The organism is Paenibacillus sp. P46E (assembly GCF_001909095.1).
GTDB lineage: Bacteria > Bacillota > Bacilli > Paenibacillales > Paenibacillaceae > Paenibacillus_AQ > Paenibacillus_AQ helianthi.
The window spans coordinates 28,265-48,115 of the sequence record NZ_LVYZ01000047.1 but is presented as its reverse complement, the minus strand read 5'-3'; the positions used below and the strand labels follow the sequence as shown (position 1 = coordinate 48,115).

The following is a 19,851-nucleotide window of genomic DNA, read 5'->3' as shown; positions in this document are numbered from 1 at the left end:
AGACAATGACGAATTTTGAGTGGGGCTCCAAAATAAATGCTATACCATACGGAATGCTCTATCTCATGTCCGCACTGTTCCTAGGAACTGCGGTCATCTATCAGCCGGTAATAGCGATAGCAGCCGTACTCCTGATTATATTGCTGGTTGTCTCGATCTCTCGTCCTGAACTCATCAGCTATTTCGTCCTGCTCACGACAGCAGTCTCCATCAACTTTCTGTATCCGGGAAGCATGTTCGGCATTGAGATTCTCTCGCTTTACAAGCTGGTGATCCTGGTGCTGCTGGTACCCTGCATTCTGGTGAATGGATTGAAATTCCGTCTGAGCCCGCCCCTTTGGGCAATGGTGGGGCTGCTCTTCATCACCTTTGGCACCTCCATATGGTTGCCGGAGATGAGCGGGTCCATTGCAATTAAGGCCTTTATCGGGTTATCTCTTCCTTTTGTCTTCCTCTTGATTAACTGGAAGAAGGAAGTTGCCGAACGGCAAATCCGTATTCTCGCTTCGCTTCCACTAATGAGTGTACTGGCCGGAATCATGCTGCAAGTCGCACACCTTCACCCTTTGCTTGATGTGGAGTTCACCGGCGCTGTACGGATTCAGGGAGCGAACATTCCGGCGCATTTGGCGATGCTGGCCTTCATGGGAGTGGGAATTGCCTTCATTGAGATTAAGCGCAGTCCGCAGCATGCACGGTATTTCTACATCATGCTGGCATTGAACTTCCTGATACTCATTGGAACAGGGACACGCGGACCGATATTGGCACTGGTGTTAATGGCTCTGTACTATTTCTACGATATTTCTAAGCAGTACTTGAAGGGCAGAACACAATTTCTGATTCCGCTCCTGTGCTCGGTTATTCTGATCTTCTCGGCGGTATATCTGCAACTCGACAACATCAAGAAGCGTTCATTCGAACGCACGACGGAGACGACGGTTGACTTATCGGGGCGTGCAGAAGCCTGGGAATACTTCCTGAACAAGGCGGCAGATTCTCCGTGGTCGGGCAGAGGACTTGGAGCCGTTACAGTGGCGAATGACGGAACACTGTATAAAGGATTCGTGGTTCCCCACAACGAGTATATCCGCTTTTACTTTGATGGAGGGTATATCGGAGCTATACTGCTTCTCATTTCATTATTGGCTGTGTTTACTCTGGTATACAGAGCGTTGGCAAAGCCAGTCAAACCATATTATCTGTTCTTCCTAGCAGGGTTTATGATTTATTCGTTTTCCGACAACACGCTGTCGACGGTCCAATCGATTATTCCTTTCTGTTGGTACCTGAACTGCTTGTATCGATCTTCACAGCCAACCGATTCCCCACAAAAAGAAGTGATACGATGAACCAAGTGAACATGTTCGATGTCAATTTCGATAACTATGATTTCATGGACCTGCTTGATTACATTGATAAGACTATTCAGGAGCGGTCACAATCGTACATCCTGACCTGCAACGTCGATCATGTGATCAAGCTTCGCAAGGACAAAGAGTTCCAGACCGTCTATTCCGAAGCAGGTGCTGTAGTGGCAGACGGAATGCCGCTCATCTGGGCCTCAAAAATGCTTGGTAAGCCGCTGAAGCAAAAGGTATCGGGAGCAGACCTATTCAGCCGCCTAGGCAATGCCTTTGAGCAAAGGAAGTACCGGCTGTTCTTCCTAGGCTCTGCACAAGGTGTGCCGGAGCAGGCAACCAAGAATCTTAAAGCGGCCTATCCCGGCATGAATATTGTCGGCTGCTATTCTCCTTCCTACGGCTTTGAGCACAACGATGAAGAGAACCAGCGTATTATCGAAATGCTGACGGAAAGTCAGCCGGATATTGTGTTCGTAGGCGTGGGAGCGCCGAAGCAGGAGAAGTGGATTTACCGGCACTACAACTCTTACGGGGCGCCGATCTCCATTGGCGTGGGAGCCACCTTTGACTTTTTGTCAGGATCGGTGAAGCGGGCGCCGGATTTCATGCAGAGAACAGGGCTCGAATGGTTCTGGAGGCTCAGCCAGGAACCGGGCAGGCTCTGGAAAAGATATCTTGTCGATGACGCTCAATTCCTGGTTCTGCTGCTCAAAGAGCTGCGCAAACGGGATAAAGCAAAGGGAGGCAGGCTGGAATGAATGTAAGTCTTCCGTCCATGAAGTCAGCAGGAACGCTGCTGCTGATCTGCGGTATATGTCTTGGGCTTCCGCTGATGATCGGGTTTGCCAGTGCGAAGCTCAGCTCCTCCAATAGTCTTCAGGGGATTATCCTGGCGGGAATCCTGTTTCCGGCCTTCCTGCTGGCATTGCTGAAGCCGAAGGCGCTAATCGCCTATACCTTGCTGGTCTGGGCGGTTGCTCCAGAGCTGCGGCGGATCGCTGATTGGTCGGAAGGAGTCTATCATTCTGTATCACTGCTCAGTCTGGCACCGCTGCTCACGGGTGCTACCCTGGCAATTCCGGTGCTGGGGGAGATTCACCGCATCCGTAAATCTTCCACCCGGATTATCCTGTTGTTCTCGGTGGCACTCGCTTATGGAGCGCTGATTGGCCTGGCGAAGAACGGCATAGGCTCCGTGTACGATCTGGCCAATTATATCGTACCCTTGCTGCTGATTCCGTTCTTCGCGGTAACCCGCTTTAGACCGAAGGATATTGACCGGTTGCTTAATGCTTTTGCCAACATCGCCGTTCTCGTAGCTATTTACGGAATCGTCCAGTATTTGACCGTCCCACCTTGGGATGCCTTCTGGATGAAGAATGCCGATATGATGTCCATTGGCACACCGTATCCTTTGGAAATCCGGGTTTTCTCCACGCTGAATTCACCCGGACCTGCAGCGACCTTCCTGGTCTTTGCCCTGGTACCGATGATTCTGGAGAAAAGATGGCAGGGTACCCTGCGCTGGATCGGCGTTATGCTCGTTGTCGTCTGCCTCCTGACCACGCTGGTGCGTTCAGCCTGGCTGGTCATGCTGGTCATGCTGCTGGTATACATCGCTTCCTCCCCGTCAAAGGGCAAATGGAAGGCGCTGCTCCAGCTGGTCTTCGTCGCTGCCGCACTGTTCTGGATTGTCCCTAAGCTTCCGGGCGCGGAAGGACTGGTTGCCCGTATGGAGACACTGACCTCTGTGCAGGAAGACCACTCCTATAATGAACGCCTGAGCCTATGGCAGAACATGCTTCCGATGGTTGCGGCCAATCCGGTCGGTCAAGGCATAGGCAGTGTAGGCCAGGGCACCAAGATCGGCAATGGTGGAGAACTGGGCGAATACGGAAATATGGACAACGGTGTAATCGCCTTACTGCTTACCTTCGGGGTCCTGGGCGCATTGTTCTTCTTTGGTGCCCTGGGCGCAGTCATTAAACAAATTATAGTCAGAGTGACCAGCAGAGACAGTCTTCAGCCATATGCCCGTTTATCACTGGCAGCATGGATGGGAGCGGTGGTCAGTCTGGTATCGGACAACGGTTTTCCCGGACTCAAGGGTTACCTGATCTGGATGCTGATTGGATTAGGGCTTGGGGCCAAAGAGATTATTGATAGCAGAAAGAAGGGAACACCACATGCAGCCATTGAACGCGAAATCACTTCCCAATAGCACGGTCTGGTCCTCGCTTCGGCGTTTTACCAAGAGCAAGGACAACAGCTCCGCAGCTGTGAAGACCATGTTCGTCAGCGTGCTGATCCTGCTGGTGAATATGCTGACCGGTGTGCTGACCGCCCGCTACCTGGGTCCTACAGGACGCGGAGAACAGACAGCTATGGTGAACTGGTCACAGTTTCTGGCATTCAGCATGAGCTTTGGGATTCCTTCGGCGCTGATCTACAACGCCAAAAAGAATCCGGATGAAGCTGGCGTACTCTATCGGGTGGCCTTGCTAATCGCACTGGCATTCGGGACCGCAGCCATGATTGTCGGGATTGTGATCCTTCCATACTGGCTGAAATCCTTCAGCCCGAATGTCGTACTGTTTGCGCAATGGTCAATGATCCTGTGCCCGCTGATCGTGGTCTCACAGATCAACAATGCAGCTTTTCAGTTCAGAGGCGATTACAAGACCTTCAACTGGCTGCGGTACCTGCTCCCGCTGATGACGCTGGTAGCCATCGGAATTCTAATCCTCACCCGTTCGATGAATCCTTTTACAACTGCACTTGCTTATCTGGTACCTTCAGTGCCGGTCTTCATCTGGATGACGGTTACCCTGCTTCGTACCTACAGAGTGAAGATGAAGGATGCTTACAAGAATTTCAAAAGACTGTTCACCTACGGACTGGGTTCCTACGGAAATGATTTGCTCGGACAGTTCTCCTTCTATATCGATCAGATCATTATCGCCGGCCTGTTGCGGCCAGCCGATCTGGGATTATACGCGGTAGCAGTAAGCCTCTCGCGGATGGTCAACTTTTTCTCGAATTCGATCACTGTGGTGCTTTTTCCAAAAGCTTCTGAACTGTCCAAGGATGAGGCCATTTCCCTTACCTTCAAAGCCTTTCGGATCAGTACAACGTTCACACTGCTGGGCTCCCTGTTCCTGATGCTGGTTGCACCATTCGTGATTCCGCTGCTGTACGGCAAAGATTTCAACACTGCTCTGACGGTGTTCCGCCTGCTGCTGCTGGAAGTTACGATCAGCGGAGGCACATTGATACTGGCCCAGGTGTTCATGGCACTCGGCAAGCCAAAATTCGTATCCATCCTGCAAGGGGTCGGACTGATGCTGGTCATTCCGCTGCTGTTCCTGCTGGTACCAAAATTCGGATTGTTCGGGGCAGGGGTAGCGATGCTGTCATCGGCGGTGCTGCGGTTCTTGTTCATTATCCTGAATATCAGATACAACCTGAAGGTCAAGCTGCCCCGCCTTATCATTAACGGGGATGACATTCAGTGGATGAAGACGACGATGAATTCCTATATTCGTAAAAAACCTATGGATACCTAAGCAATTAAAGTAATTAAAGTAGTTGAGTGAGCAGAGGCACGATGCGAGAGGTGTTTTTGCTTAAAAGAAAAAAGGACAGTGTGAGAGGAAAGTAGAGAAAGTTTGGAGCTGTAGAAACGAAGTGTCCGCCTTTGTTCTCTGATTTCAACCGCAACCAGCGGTTCAATCAAAGAAATCAGAGAACAACAGCGGTCGAAAGCCCAAACATTTCTCGAATTGACGACAAACACTGGACTGAAAAAGGAGGATACCTTCATGGATTCAGTGAAAAGCGTGCTTGGCGGCCCGGGCAGTTACCCGATATCGGCTGTCATCATTGCTCAGGATGACGAAGTTCGAATATCCAAAGCAATTCAGTCCTGCCGACTATTCGCCGATGAGGTGGTTGTAATCGACGGAGGGAGCAAAGACGGGACGGTGCAACTCGCCGAAAGCTTGGACTGCCGTGTGTTCGTTAACCCATGGCCCGGATACGCGAAACAAAGGGAATTCGGAGTGGAACGCGCCGTCCATGATTGGGTCTTCCTGATTGATACCGACGAAGTGGTCAGCGATGAGCTGGCGCAGGACATTCTGGACCGCAAGCCGGGACTTACAGACAGGGAAATAGCCTTCTCGCTGTACCGGATCGGAGATTTTCTGGGCAAGTGGCTGGATAAGGGTGAATACCTGGTGCGTCTCTATAACCGCAAGGCATATGCCATCCGCAACAGTCTGGTACATGAAATACCTGAGGTACCAGAGGATAAGACAGTCAAGCTGAACGGAATACTCTGGCATCAGGGCTTCCGCAGCATCAATGACCATGTCGCCCGCTTTAACAAATATACCGATCTGGAAGCACAGACGGCTTATGCCAGCGGCAAGCCCTTTAAGATCAGCCGCTTGCTGATTCGCCCGCCGGCTCGTTTTTTACAGAAATATTTCCTGCATGGTCTGTACAAAAAAGGGATTTCAGGGTTTGCAGTATCCATATTCTGGGTGATGTATGAATTCATGGTCGGCTTCAAGCATTACGAACTGAACAGCTCCGGCAAGCTGGCCCGGCATAATGCACTGGGTCAGGCGGAAAAAGAGAAAAAAGGGGAGAGAAGCTATGCCGTACAGTGACGGACTGAACATTATGACTACCGGCCTTAGCTGGCCCTCTTTACAGCCAGGCGGACTTAACACGTATTTCAAATCCGTCTGTGAGCAGCTCTCTTCACGCAACAAGGTGCACGCGCTGATCTGCAGTCAAGAGACGCCTGCCACCGCCAAAGAGCTGATAATCCACAACGCCGGCGATCCCAAACAAACCATTTGGAAGCGTAAGGATGCGTTCCAGCGCAAGGCAGCGGATCTGATGGGGAATGGAAGCGGACGGATAGATATTCTCTATTCCCACTTTGCACCTTACGGAATCGGCCCGGCGCTCGAAGCCAAGAAACGCGGCATCCCTGTGGTGATGACCTTCCATGGTCCATGGAATGAAGAGATGAAGATCGAAGGTCAAGGAATCAAACACCGGGTCAAAACAACCATTGCCAAATCGATTGAACATAAAGCCTATAAGCTTGCGGACAGATTCATCGTACTCAGCGAATACTTCCGCGACATGCTGCACAGCCTGCACGGGGTGCCGCTGCATAAGATCACAGTGATCCCTGGTGCTGCTAATGTGGACCGCTTCATCCCCGCCACCAACCGGCTGGCGATCCGGCGGACACTGAATCTTCCAGAGGGGGCAACCACTGTACTGACGGTGAGACGCCTGATGAACCGGATGGGGCTTTTGCAGCTGCTGGAGGCCTGGAAGCAGGTCGCCGAGCGTTTCCCGAATGCGATTCTGCTGATTGGCGGCAAAGGCCCGCTGCGCGGAGAGCTGGAAGAGAAAATTGCAGACTACGGACTCGGCAACAAAGTAAGGCTGTTGGGATATATCCCCGATCATGAGCTGGCCTCTTATTATCAGGCAGCGGACATGTTCGTGGTTCCGTCTCAGGCACTGGAAGGATTCGGACTCATCACCGTCGAGGCATTATCCTCCGGACTTCCCGTAATGGCGACTCCGGTAGGCGGCAATAAAGAAATTCTGCAGGGCTTCCGGCCGGAGCTGCTGTTCAAGGGTTCATCCAGCGATGATATGGCGGAAGGCATGATTCACATGCTGAGTAACCGTAAGCTGCTGCCGGGCCGTGATGAATGCAGAAACCATGTGCTCGAAAAGTATACCTGGCAGCATGTAGGCGACCAAGTAGAATCCGTATTCCTTGAAACGTTAGGAAAGGGTGTGGCTGCAGGATGCTAAAAGTCGCTTATATCGATCATACCGCCAAATGGAGCGGCGGAGAGGTGGCCCTGTTCAACATTCTCACCAATATCGGTGAAGAGATTGAACCGCTCGTGATCCTCGCTGAAGAAGGCACACTTGCCGAACGTCTCCGGGAAAAAGGCATTGATGTACGCGTCATCCCGATGGATGAAAGCATCCGCAACCGCGGACGGAATGCCGTCAATCTCGGTGCGCCTGCTGCCGCGCTTGGACTACTGTCCTATGGACGCAAGCTGGCTCCCATCCTCAAGCAGGAGAAAGTGGATTGTGTGCATACCAATTCCCTGAAGTCGGCATTCTACGGAGCCGTTGCCGCCAAAAAAGCCGGCGTGCCGCTGATCTGGCATATCCGGGATCACATCGGAGCCCCTTATCTCAAGCCGGTTGTCGCCAAGGCGATCCGGCTGATGTCACGCCTGCTGCCGAACGGTGTCATTGCGAATTCACATTCCACGTTGAATGCGCTGGAGCTGCCCCGTACGAAGAAGACACTGGTTGTCTATTCCGCGTTTGCCAAAGCAATTGGCGAAGGCATCGGCAAAAGGGACCAGAAGGACTTCAACGTTCTGCTGGTAGGCCGGCTCGCTCACTGGAAAGGCCAGCATATCGTCCTGGAAGCAGCTAAGGCTTTTAAGAACGATAGCCGGGTGAAATTCTGGCTGGCCGGAGATGCCCTGTTCGGTGAAGAAGAATACAAAAATGAGTTAATTCAGAAGATGCAGCAGGATCAACTGACCAATGTCAGCCTGCTGGGTCATGTGGAAGATATACAAGGCCTAATGAACAAAGCCGATTTGCTGATCCACACCTCGATTACACCTGAACCGTTTGGCCAGGTGATCGTCGAAGGTATGGCGGCTGGACTTCCGGTCATTGCCTCCAATGAAGGCGGGCCGGTAGAGATTGTGGTTCCCGGTGTCACGGGAATGCTGATCCAGCCTGGAGACCCAGTCGTACTTGCAGACTCCATCACCTGGATGCTGAACCATCCCGAAGAGCGAAGACGGATGGCGGATAGTGGAATGAAACGGGTGAAAGAGCATTTTGTCATCGAAAATACGGTCAAGGATATCGTCGATTACTACAAAGGCTTGCTGGCAGCGACCTGACCTTATGTAAGACAAGAGCTTGTAGCTCGATCAGGAACTAATACATCCATGCGTTCACTACTTGATGATGCTGCTCCATAAAACTTTGAGGATGATTCACATGAAAATTGCGATAGCGCACGATTACTTAATCCAAATGGGCGGGGCGGAAAGAGTAGTGGAGGTATTCCACCACATGTATCCGGATGCTCCGATCTTCACGACGGTTTTTAACGGAAGCCGGCTGACCGACAACCTCAAAGACGCGGATATCCGGGCCTCCTGGCTGCAAAAAATTCCGGGAGTGAAGACCAACTTTAAAGGGGTGCTGCCGCTTTATCCCATGGCCATCCGTGATTTGGACTTTCGCGGGTATGATATCGTCCTGAGTTCCAGCAGTGCTTTCATGAAAAGCATACAGGTGCCCGAGTCTACGTTTCATCTATGCTACTGTCATACTCCGATGCGGTTCGCCTGGGACTATGACACCTACATGGAGCGGCAATCGAATTCCGGATTGTTCAAAAGACTGCTCAAGGTCTACATGCAGCGCCTCAAGAACTGGGACCAGCGGACTTCCAAAAATGTAAACCAGTTTGTTGCCAATTCATCCGTGGTAAAAACGCGGATTCAGAATTATTACCACCGGGATGCGGATGTGATCTTTCCACCGATCAACACCGCACGCTTCAGCAGTTCGTCCTCTATAGGCGATTACTACCTGATCGTATCCCGGCTTGTATCCTACAAGCGGATTGATCTGGCGGTAGAAGCTTTCAACCGCAACGGTCTGAAGCTGTATATCGTCGGTGACGGGCCGGACCGCAAGCGCCTGGAGGGCATGGCCAAAGACAATGTATCGTTTCTGGGCCGGCTTGAGGATGCGGAGGTTACGGGCCTGATGTCGAAGTGCCGGGCATTCATTTTTCCCGGAGAAGAGGATTTTGGCATCACGCCGCTTGAGGCGAATGCCGCAGGAAGACCGGTGATTGCCTATCAGGCCGGAGGGGCACTGGATACCATCGTCCCCTATGTCAACGGCGTATTCTTCCAGCATCAGGAAGTTGATGATTTACTTAAAGCCATTTACGAAGTGGAGTCCTACGCGTGGGACATTGGGCAGATTATGGGTCATGCGCGTAAATTCGATGAACAGGCGTTTATGGTTCAGTTCAAGCAGTATGTGGAACAGGCCTACGTCAATTTTCTAAAAGGAGGATGATTGTATGAAGCTGACAGTAATCGGTACCGGCTATGTCGGTCTTGTATCTGGCGTATGTTTTACACTGAATGGGAACCATGTGATTTGCGTGGATAAGGATGAGGAGAAGATTGAAAAGCTGGGCCGGATGGAATCCCCCATCTACGAGCCGGGTATCGAAGCGCTGATCGAAATGAATTTGCGTGAAGGCAGGCTTTCTTTCTCCTCCGATCTTCAGGAATCGGTAAGACGCTCCGATATCGTCATTCTGGCTGTAGGGACACCTTCACTGCCGGGCGGCGAAGCAGATCTGAGATATATCGAAGGTGCAGCCATAGAAGTCGCCCAAGCGATGGAAGGCTACAAAATCATCATGACCAAGTCAACTGTTCCTGTTGGCACGAACGAGAAAATCCGCGGTATCATCGCTTCCCACACGAATCATCCCTTCGATATCGTCTCCGCTCCGGAATTCCTGCGTGAAGGCTCAGCCATCCGCGATACGCTCCATCCCGACCGGATTGTCATCGGACTTGATAACCCGGAGCTTGAGCCTACGATGCGCCAGCTTCACCAGGGCTTCACGGAAAATGTGTTCGTAACGGATATCCGCAGTGCGGAAATGATCAAATATGCATCCAATGCTTTTCTGGCAACCAAGATCTCCTTTATTAACGAGATAGCCAACATTTGCGAAAAAGTGGGAGCTGATGTAACCCTGGTGGCAGAAGGCATGGGGATGGACCGTAGAATCGGCTCCTCGTTCCTGCAGGCCGGCATCGGTTATGGAGGCTCCTGTTTCCCGAAAGATACCAATGCCCTGATCCAGATTGCAGGCAACGTGGATTACGAGTTCAAGCTGCTGAAATCCGTAGTCGAGGTGAACAAGGGGCAGCGGTTCATGATTATCTCTAAGCTGCATGAATCCCTTGGCAACCTGCGCGGCGCAGTGATCGGTGTATGGGGCCTGGCCTTCAAACCGAATACCGATGATGTACGCGAAGCACCCGCCCTTGAAATTGTTGAGGCGCTGGTGGCCGAGGGCGCTACAGTGAAGCTCTATGATCCGATTGCTGCAGATAACTTCAGACAGCAATATGATCATCCGCAGCTCCGCTGGTGCGGCCTGCCGGAAGAAGCGGCAGAAGGCAGTGATGCAGTATGCCTGCTGACCGACTGGAGCATGTTCAAGGATATTGATCTGCATAAGCTTGCGGAGAGCATGCGCCGCCAGGTGCTGATCGATGGCCGTAATGTGTACTCCAAGGAGCAGATCGAGGGAACTGGCCTCGAATACCATTCGGTCGGCCGCCCGCAAATGGGGGGCCTGAGCGGCTACTCCCCCAGCGTAGCCGGTGCAGTCTAATCGCTCTTGCCCTTAACTGCCGCCAACAAGCGGCAATGCTCGGATCTTTAGCAGGGAGCTTCGCCTGCGGGTGAAGCCAGCTGAATGTCAAAGGAATTCACTGTAGCCATGCTACGGTGAAAATGCTGCCTGGGAAGCTGTCTAGGAATGGAACGGAGAGGAATTTTGGAACTGCAGGAGCGTAGCGTCCGCCTTTGTCTGCGGATTTCCACCGCCAATAGCGGTTTAAATCAAGAAATCTGCAGACAACAGCGGCCGAAAGTCCAAACATTCCTCGCAGAGACTTCCGCAACAGTTGACCTTAAGCATTGTCACGCAGCATAAAGCGAGAGTGGCATTCCTATCCTTCATGCGTCAGCCACCCGGCAGAAGCGCACAATAACAATCCGATATTATCGCGACAACACATAAATAGGAGGGTTCACTTATGAAACTGGTACTTCTATCTGGCGGTTCTGGTAAACGTCTCTGGCCTTTATCCAATGATTCACGTTCCAAGCAATTTCTGAAGGTACTGCAAAGTCCGGCAGGTGAGCCGGAATCTATGGTACAGCGTGTATGGAGACAGCTGCAGGAGACAGGTATGGCGGAATCCTCTTACCTTGCGACCGGCCGCAGCCAAGTGGAGATGATACAGAGCCAGCTCGGCACAGAAGTGCCTATCATTGTGGAACCGGAACGCCGTGATACCTTCCCTGCCATCGCATTGACTGCAGCTTATCTGTATTCGGTGGCAGGCGTGTCTCCCAGCGAGACCGTGGCCATTTTGCCGGTCGATCCTTATGTTGAGGCATCATTTTTTGACACCGTTGTCCAGCTTGAAGCAACGATGGAACAAAGCGGCGCAAACCTGGCGCTGATGGGCGTTGTTCCGGAACTGGCTTCCGAGAAATACGGCTATATTATTCCTACCAGCGATGAGGCAGCGGCAAGCGGCTATCTGCAAGTGAGTCACTTCCAGGAAAAGCCGGACCGTGTACAGGCCGAGGAGCTGATCAGTAAGGGTGCTCTGTGGAACTGCGGAGTATTCGCTTTCCGTCTGGGATATTTGCTGGATATTTTGCAGCGTAAAGGTCTGCCGTTGAACTATGAGGAGCTGCAGAAGCAATATAAATTGCTGGCTTCCATCAGTTTTGACTACGAAGTGGTAGAAAAAGAGGAGAACATCGTCGTTCAGCCTTACGCCGGTTTCTGGAAGGATCTTGGCACCTGGAATACCCTCACAGAAGAAATGAGCAGCAACCACGTGGGTAAAGGGTTCGTGACTGCCGATTCTGAAGGAACCTGCCTGATCAATGAACTGGATATTCCGATTACAGTCATCGGTGCGAAAGATTTAATCATCGCAGCCAGTCCGGATGGCATTCTGGTCACTCACAAAGCGGAAAGCCCGCGGATTAAGGAAGTGCTGAAGTCTTTTGAACAAAGACCGATGTACGAGGAACGCCGCTGGGGCCACTATAAGGTTATTGATTATGTGAAATATGATGAGGGCAACGAGGTGCTGACCAAGCGGATTTTCATAGCCGAAGGTAAGAACATCAGCTATCAGCTGCATCACAAACGCAGTGAAATCTGGACGATTGTCAGCGGAGAAGCCAGCATTGTGCTGAATGAGAAGATGCATAATGTGAAAGCGGGAGATGTAGTGCGCATACCGGAAGGCACGAAACATGCTATCCTGGCGCTAACCGATGTAGAGTTCATTGAGGTGCAGACGGGTTCAGAGCTGGTGGAAGAGGATAATATCCGCATCACACTGGACTGGAAAGATATTGCTCTTCATCAATTCATTTCTTAATGTAGCTACAATAATTACGCTGTAAAATTCGACTGAACCATCCCGGTTCATAGATAGGATAGGCCTAAACCTAGGGCTAAATTATCTATTTACCCAATTGTGTCAAATCCAAAACAGGTATTAAGAACCATTTATTAAGAAAAATTCATTAATGCTCTAAACTAAAAATTTAATAGAGACGATACTTACGGTAAGAGGGATAATTCCTTCCAAAACGAAAAAGGCAAACCTAATCGAAAGATAGGGACGCAAAGCTATAGGGCCTTCGAAAGAGTGGCAGCCTGGCTACCGAAAGGAAGATGAATTTTGACAACTTACCGTAAGTCGCGTCTGCTGTGTACCATGTTAACTATTGCCCTGTTATTGACTGTTGTGCCACTGAGTTTGGGGGCTGCGCCTTCGACCGCAGCTGCTTCGAGTTCTTCAGCACCGGTGAATCCGGATGCTTCAGCTGAAGCTGTCAAGCTGCTTGACAATCTGTACGCCATTTCCGGAAAAGGCATTATCACAGGCCAGCATGACTACCTGGAGAGCCCGGATGAGTTCAGCAACAAACTGAAGGGAACCAGCGGACAATTCGCTGCCCTCCATGGCTTCGAGCTTGGCGTGATCAGCGGCCAGTCGGAAAGTACTGCAGCAACTCAGCGCCAAAATGTAGTGAACAGTGCGATCAACTGGTATAAGAATGGCGGCATTGTCGCTATGACCTTCCATGAGCAGCTGCCCGGGACCTCCTATCTGTGGTCCAATGTGCAGAAGACGCTCAGCCAAGAGGACTTCAATAAGTATGTAACACCTGGAACAACCCAATACAACAGCCTCATCGCCGATCTGGACAAGGTGGCGGTTTCGCTTAAAAGCTTGCGGGATGCGGGCGTTCCTGTACTTTGGAGACCTTACCACGAAATGAACGGCAACTGGTTCTGGTGGGGGAAGAAGAACAATTTTGCAGAACTTTGGAATATTATGTATGATCGCTTTGTAGGCGTTCATAAATTAAACAACCTGCTGTGGGTATGGAACCCGAATGCTCCCAATGCCTGGTCTGATCCCTATGAACTGACCTATCCGGGGGCGGGTAAGGTAGATGTCCTTGCAGCAGATATATATAACAATGACTATATGAACAAGTATTATGACAACCTGTTAAGCCTCGCGAACGGCAAACCCATTGCCATTGGCGAAAATGGTGAAATGCCAAGTACAACCAAGCTCCAGCTTTCCCAGAGAAATTGGGTATACATGATGAACTGGGGAAAAATGCTCTATGAGAATAACAGTACAGATACCATCAAAAATTTCATGAGTGACAGCTACACAGTATCGCTTAATGAATATAAAGCGGGGGTAGTGCAGACACCTGCTCCAACGGCTACACCCACAGCAATACCGACGGCGACGCCAACGGCTACACCGACAGCAACGCCAGCTGCCACACCAACGCCAACTGCTACGCCGGTACCTTTACCCACAGCAACGGTAAAGCCAATAACTACCCCAGCGTCCGGTGATACTGTACAAACGCCTGTTGTGAATGGCCTTCACGGAGAGTATTTCAACAACATGACGCTTTCGGGCACACCTGCATTGGTCCGTGACGACGCTCTGCTTAATTTCAACTGGCGTCAAGGCTCACCGGACACCTCCCTTAAGGTGGATGGGGTCTCGGCCCGCTGGACCGGGCAGATCAAGCCTTTATACAGCGAGACCTACCAGATTATCACTACTTCTGACGATGGTATCCGTGTCTGGGTTAACGGCACAGCCGTAATCGACAGCTGGACCAAGCAGAGCGGAACTGAACGTATCGGAAGTATCCCTATGACGGCTGGGCAGCTCTATGATATCAGAGTGGAGTATTATGAGAATGCAGGCGATGCCAACATTCGTCTGATGTGGCAAAGCGCAAGCCAGGTCAAAGCAACCGTTCCAACAAGCGCATTATTTGTTAATACGTCAGCAGCCAGCATAAGCAAAACATCACTTGCAGTTGTAGCCGCATCAACACCGGCACCAACACCAGTGCCGACACCGGCACCAACACCGGTGCCAACACCGGTGCCAACACCGGCACCAACACCGGTGCCGACACCAGCACCAACACTGGTGCCGACACCAGCACCAACACCGGTGCCGACACCAGCACCAACACTGGTCCCAACATCAACACCAGCTCTTACAGCGGCTCCTGCTGCAAACGGGCTGCAGGCGGAATATTTTAATAATATGCAGTTAACTGGTGCTCCGGCAGTTGTGCGCACCGATGCCTTGCTGGATTTCAACTGGCGGCTGGGAACACCGGATGCTGCGATTGGCATTGATTTCTTTTCCGTAAGATGGAGTGGCAAGATCAAACCGCTGTATAGCGAAACCTATCAGATTTATACAACATCAGATGATGGTGTCCGCGTTTGGGTCAATAACACTCTTGTCATTGACAGCTGGATGAAGCAGAGCGGGACCGAACGCACAGGAAGCATAAGCCTGCAAGCCGGGCAACTATATGATATCAAAGTGGAGTATTACGAGAACCAAGGGGATGCAAGAGCGCGGCTGATGTGGGAGAGTCCAAGTCAAGTCAAGGGGACGGTCCCTGCCAGCGCACTGTTCCTTCCTTCCGCTTCCTAAAGTACTGCTGAATTCATCACCGAACGCCGATACTGGTTAAGACGTTACAATTCTAAAATCCTAAAAGTCCGATGGCCCTGCTATACAGCAGGGCTACTAAGCTATTTGTCTGCATTGCCGCAGGATGATGTAACCCTTGAAGGGAAGATCATCCATAGGCGTCAATGACAGCACTTGAGGCTGGAGAGAGGAGATTACATTGAACACTTACCGTAAGTACCGGCTTTTTACTACGATTATACCTATTATTTTCATCCTTTCCCTGCTGCCATGGAGTGAGGTGCGCAGTCTTGCCGTCGAACGAAGTATAGACATTCCTGCGGAGTCAGAGGCGAAGGCAAAGGCAGTCACACCAGTGAATCCTGCGGCTTCGAAGCAAGCGGCCAGCCTGCTCGATTATCTGGTTGACCTGGGAGGAAAAGGCGTGATTTCCGGGCAGCATGATTATCTGGAGAGCCCGGATGAATACAATAACAAACTGAAGAATGCAGCGGGAGATTATGCCGTCTTGCATGGTTACGAGCTTGGAGCGATCAACAACCAGTCCGAGAGGACTATTGCCCGTCAGCGGCAGGGTGTTGTGGATAGTGCTATCGAATGGCATGAAGACGGCGGTATTGTGGCAATGACGTTCCATCAGAATCTCCCCGGCACAACACCTGAATGGGCGAACGTCCACATGAGCCTTAGCCAGGAGAAGTTCGATGCCTACGTAACTCCGGGCACCCCGCAATACAAAAGTCTCCTTGCTTCCCTTGATGAGGTTGCCGTCTATCTGGGGGAATTGCGGGATGCAGGGGTTCCTGTCCTGTGGCGTCCATATCACGAGATGAACGGGAACTGGTTTTGGTGGGGCCAGAAAGATAACTTTTCCAAGCTCTGGGACATCACTTACGACCGTATGGTCAACAAGCATAAACTAAATAATTTATTGTGGGTGTGGAATCCGAATGCACCGAATGAGTGGGCAGATCCTTATAGTGCCTACTACCCGGGGGCGGATAAGGTGGATATATTGGCAGCAGATATCTACAATAATGATTACAAGCAGTCCTACTATTCAGATCTTCTCAATCTGGCTGATGGCAAGCCTATTGGCATAGGAGAGAGTGGAGAGCTTCCAGACCCTGTCACATTGTCTCAAACCCAGCGTAAATGGGTATATACGATGACATGGGGGAAAATGCTGACTGAAAAAAATGACCTCCAGAAAATCCGAAGCTTTATGACGGATAAGTACACGGTTTCGAGAAAGGAATACATTGAATCCCTAAGCGCCAAACCGAACACTCCGGTGCCCGTTATTGCCAAAAAAGGCTTAACAGGAGAATATTTCAACAATGCCGAACTCTCAGGGACTCCTGCACTGATCCGTAATGACAAGAAGATTGATTTTAACTGGCATGGAAACGGTCCGGCTGCGGGCCTTAATAAGGATACATTCTCCGTTCGCTGGACGGGTAAAATCAAGGCAGGCTACAATGAGAAGTATACCTTCACTGCTTCCTCGGATGATGGCATACGCGTATGGATCGGCGGCCAGCTAATCATCGACAGCTGGAAGAAGCAAAGTGGTGTCAGCCGCGAAGGAAGCATGCAGCTAAGTGCAGGAGTCTCTTATGACATTAAGGTCGAGTATTACGAGAACCGCGGAGATGCAAGCATCCGTTTGATGTGGAAAAGTCCGAGCCAGAAGAGTGCGGTCATTTCCCCAAGTGCCCTTTCCTTTCCTTGATGAACGAAGCAGAACAGCCTTTACAGAGTTGAACACGCACCCCGGAAGAAAGCGAGGACAAGGGAATGAGAACTAGGACTAAGAAAAAATCATACAAACCCCTTCATATTCTACTAAAATTCGTAGCACTGACCGTCTTGTTTCTGTTGTCCGTCTCTGTCTTCGGAGATGACGGAACGAATAGGGGCAAGGTGGAAGTAGACATGACCAAGCTGTCTTCAGCTAGTGATGTTGGACCGGATCTGCCGGAGGGCACAGTGCTCTGGGAGCTGGGGCAGCATGATGGATCGGCAAGAGAATTTGCGGAGACTGGCACCTCGAATGTGGAGGGAGTGGTTAATACCGCTTCTTCTACTCTAAAAGCCTCTGTGCTTCAGAAGATCCCTTCTGGGCTCAGAGGGGATACTAATCCCGAACTGCGGATTTCGTACAAGCTGGATAAGATCCCGGTGAACGGGGTCTTATTTCGCGTAAGCATCCTGGATGCTTACAAATCCGTACCGCAGATGAGTGTATTCTCCAACCGCCAGCTATCGGGAATCATTCAGATCGCCGGTGTTTCCGGAACGGACAGCAAATATACCTTCCGAAAAACATATGAGCTGTATATTCCGAAGGAGCAGCTGGTTACCGGTACCAATGAGCTGAAGCTGCAGGTCACACGCGGAATTTATTCCTCTGACATGGAGGATAAATACAACTGGTGGACCTGGGACAACCTCAGCCTGGAGTCCCTGAAGTCTCCGATCAAGGAGCCGATTCATGGCAGCTACACCCTGACCGGCACTATGGTCAACAATAAGCAGTTTTATTTTGACGAGGGTGCGGTTACGCATCTGCCTTATATCATGAAGTGGCTTGGGGTAGCTTACAGCGGGAATATTATGCGCACTAGCTGTGCCAGCGATGTCGGGCGTTCCTGTTCCAATATGGGGGATTATTACAAGGTCCTCAAAGATTACAATATGCAGGCTGTAGCTTTGTACCTGTATACCGGAGATATCAAGCTTAAGGAAGATGGCTCGCTGCCGGATGACGCGGAGAAGAAGCTAACCGATTATTTCGAACAGTACAGCCCGTACTTCCAGTATTATGAGGTGGATAATGAGCCGGGGCTGTTCAACCGTTCCAAGGCGGTGAACCTGGCTATTGCCGAATGGCTGAACAAAAAAGGCAAGACTATCGCCCCCCATCTGCAGACCGTAGCTCCAGGCTGGGCCTATTGGCCGGATTACAGTAAGGATTCCTGCGGCAATCAGAAGGGCACGGCACGCCAGTGCGGCGATCCGGACGGCTGGGAACGTGATCCGGAGCAGCGGGAGGAGCTGGAGAAAGTCACCGATCTGACGAACGGGCATTCCTACGGGGAGTCCTATATTTTCAGCAACGGAGGCAGTTTTACCGAGAATCTCAAAACCTTTGGCGGAGCTGCGGATGGACTTGGTAAAAAAATGCTGACGACGGAGTTCGGAACCTCTGACTCTCATGTGGATGCTTACCAATACGGAGCTTCTGAGCGTACGGCGGCGGTGTTCGACCGGATCATGCGCGCCCATATCGGTTATGCGGATATGTTTATACAGCATGCCGCTTTTTTCAAGAATTTTAGTTTGTTCAAATACGGCTTTAATCTGGAAGAACATGATCCGGCAAAAACGGAGATCTATTATACCAAGAAGGGTGAGGATTCCCGGGTCAGCATCATGAGACGGCTGGATCTGGCCTATGCAACACACGGTGCACCGCTCAGCTATGACATCACCAATAAGAATGCGTTAGCTGACAAACTGGTCTATGTCCGTGCGGTAGATACCTCTACACTTAAGCCTTTAGCGGGTAGCGAGGCCACCTCAAACAAGGTGCTGGTGAACTTTGTGAACTTCGAAGAAACTCCGCAAACCGTTACAGTGAAGGTGACGATGCCTAAGAAAACGGTGTATGAGGGTGAGCGCTTTGGTAATGGGGATACGTATGAAGAAGCCCGAAGCTACGTTACGGAAAGAAAGGCTACCCCTGTTCTAGAATTCACGGAAACACTCGCACCGGGAGAAGCAGTTCAGTATATACTGGAACCTTCTTCCGAGGTAGCAGACGTTGCGCCTCAAGGCTTACAAGCGGCAGCCGTCAAAGGGCTGTCCGTTAAGCTGAACTGGCTGGAGGCCCCTGGAGCAAGCTATGAAGTGCTCCGGGCCGACGGCTCAGGAAGTGATTTGAAAGTGGTTGCAAGTGGTATAGCCGGTACCGGGTATACAGATAGCAAGCTGAATGAAGGCACGCTGTATACTTACGCAGTAAGAGTGGCGGGCTCAGGAGTAATGTCGGAAAAAACTCAGATCACAGCGACTGGATTGGTTCCATTGGACCGTTCGGATTGGAAGGTATCGTCCAATGTGAATACGGAAGCCTCTAATCCGGCGAATGCCATTGACGGAGACAGGCGGACCCGCTGGGATACCGGCAAACACCAGGCATCAGGAGAATATTTTCAGATTGATCTGGGACAAGTGCATTCAGTAGAAGCTGTTGATTTGGACTATACCTTATCTTCTTATGACTATCCCCGGGGATATGAGCTTTATATTTCGGATGATGCCATGAATTGGAATAAGATCGTTTCGGGTAAAGGAAAACTGGAGAATACCAAAATTGTGTTTGCTCCGGTCAAAACCAGATATATCCGGATTTTGCAGACCGGATCCGGCGGGAATTACTGGTCGATTCAAGAAATGCAGGTATACTCAAGAGAATAGCATCCGAATAACCTCCGTGGATTCACATGACCACTGGG

General features: G+C 51.0%; 13 protein-coding genes and 1 riboswitch. All 13 genes read left to right on the top strand.

What is annotated here, in order from left to right:
• Window positions 1-5: 5 nt before the first annotated feature.
• The 13 genes from A3849_RS17920 to A3849_RS17845 all read left to right on the top strand — a co-directional run bounded on the left by A3849_RS17920 (window position 6) and on the right by A3849_RS17845 (window position 19,813).
• Entirely contained in the window at window positions 6-1,352 is a 1,347-nt protein-coding gene (locus tag A3849_RS17920; protein ID WP_074112650.1) for an O-antigen ligase family protein, read from the top strand.
• Entirely contained in the window at window positions 1,349-2,122 is a 774-nt protein-coding gene (locus tag A3849_RS17915; RefSeq protein ID WP_074112649.1) for a WecB/TagA/CpsF family glycosyltransferase, read from the top strand. The genes A3849_RS17920 and A3849_RS17915 overlap by 4 nt, the downstream gene beginning before the upstream one ends.
• Before the next feature lie 17 nt (window positions 2,123-2,139).
• On the top strand, window positions 2,140-3,585 hold the full coding sequence (locus A3849_RS17910; RefSeq protein ID WP_372237782.1) for an O-antigen ligase family protein: 1,446 nt from the start codon (window positions 2,140-2,142) through the stop codon (window positions 3,583-3,585).
• Entirely contained in the window at window positions 3,551-4,930 is a 1,380-nt protein-coding gene (locus tag A3849_RS17905) for an oligosaccharide flippase family protein (protein WP_074112647.1), read from the top strand. The genes A3849_RS17910 and A3849_RS17905 overlap by 35 nt, the downstream gene beginning before the upstream one ends.
• Before the next feature lie 255 nt (window positions 4,931-5,185).
• Complete coding sequence (locus tag A3849_RS17900; RefSeq protein WP_074112646.1) at window positions 5,186-6,040, top strand: glycosyltransferase family 2 protein; 855 nt, start codon at window positions 5,186-5,188, stop codon at window positions 6,038-6,040.
• Entirely contained in the window at window positions 6,027-7,220 is a 1,194-nt protein-coding gene (locus A3849_RS17895) for a glycosyltransferase family 4 protein (RefSeq protein ID WP_074112645.1), read from the top strand. The genes A3849_RS17900 and A3849_RS17895 overlap by 14 nt, the downstream gene beginning before the upstream one ends.
• Window positions 7,214-8,353 (top strand): glycosyltransferase family 4 protein, encoded by a 1,140-nt coding sequence (locus tag A3849_RS17890; protein WP_074112644.1) that lies wholly within the window; start codon window positions 7,214-7,216, stop codon window positions 8,351-8,353. The genes A3849_RS17895 and A3849_RS17890 overlap by 7 nt, the downstream gene beginning before the upstream one ends.
• A gap of 100 nt (window positions 8,354-8,453) precedes the next feature.
• Window positions 8,454-9,554, top strand: a complete 1,101-nt coding sequence (locus tag A3849_RS17885) for a glycosyltransferase (protein ID WP_074112643.1) — start codon at window positions 8,454-8,456, stop codon at window positions 9,552-9,554.
• A gap of 4 nt (window positions 9,555-9,558) precedes the next feature.
• Window positions 9,559-10,899, top strand: a complete 1,341-nt coding sequence (locus tag A3849_RS17880) for a UDP-glucose dehydrogenase family protein (protein ID WP_074112642.1) — start codon at window positions 9,559-9,561, stop codon at window positions 10,897-10,899.
• Window positions 10,900-11,326: 427 nt separating this feature from the next.
• Complete coding sequence (locus A3849_RS17875) at window positions 11,327-12,700, top strand: sugar phosphate nucleotidyltransferase (protein WP_074112641.1); 1,374 nt, start codon at window positions 11,327-11,329, stop codon at window positions 12,698-12,700.
• Between the two features lie 212 nt (window positions 12,701-12,912).
• Window positions 12,913-12,993, top strand: a riboswitch (cyclic di-GMP riboswitch).
• A gap of 13 nt (window positions 12,994-13,006) precedes the next feature.
• A complete protein-coding gene (locus A3849_RS32145; RefSeq protein WP_372237780.1) occupies window positions 13,007-15,328 on the top strand; it encodes a PA14 domain-containing protein in 2,322 nt (773 codons plus the stop codon).
• Window positions 15,329-15,527: 199 nt separating this feature from the next.
• Window positions 15,528-17,063 (top strand): glycosyl hydrolase, encoded by a 1,536-nt coding sequence (locus tag A3849_RS17850; protein WP_074112640.1) that lies wholly within the window; start codon window positions 15,528-15,530, stop codon window positions 17,061-17,063.
• A 203-nt stretch (window positions 17,064-17,266) separates the two neighbouring features.
• Window positions 17,267-19,813 (top strand): discoidin domain-containing protein, encoded by a 2,547-nt coding sequence (locus tag A3849_RS17845; RefSeq protein ID WP_074112639.1) that lies wholly within the window; start codon window positions 17,267-17,269, stop codon window positions 19,811-19,813.
• The last annotated feature ends 38 nt before the right edge of the window (window positions 19,814-19,851 follow it).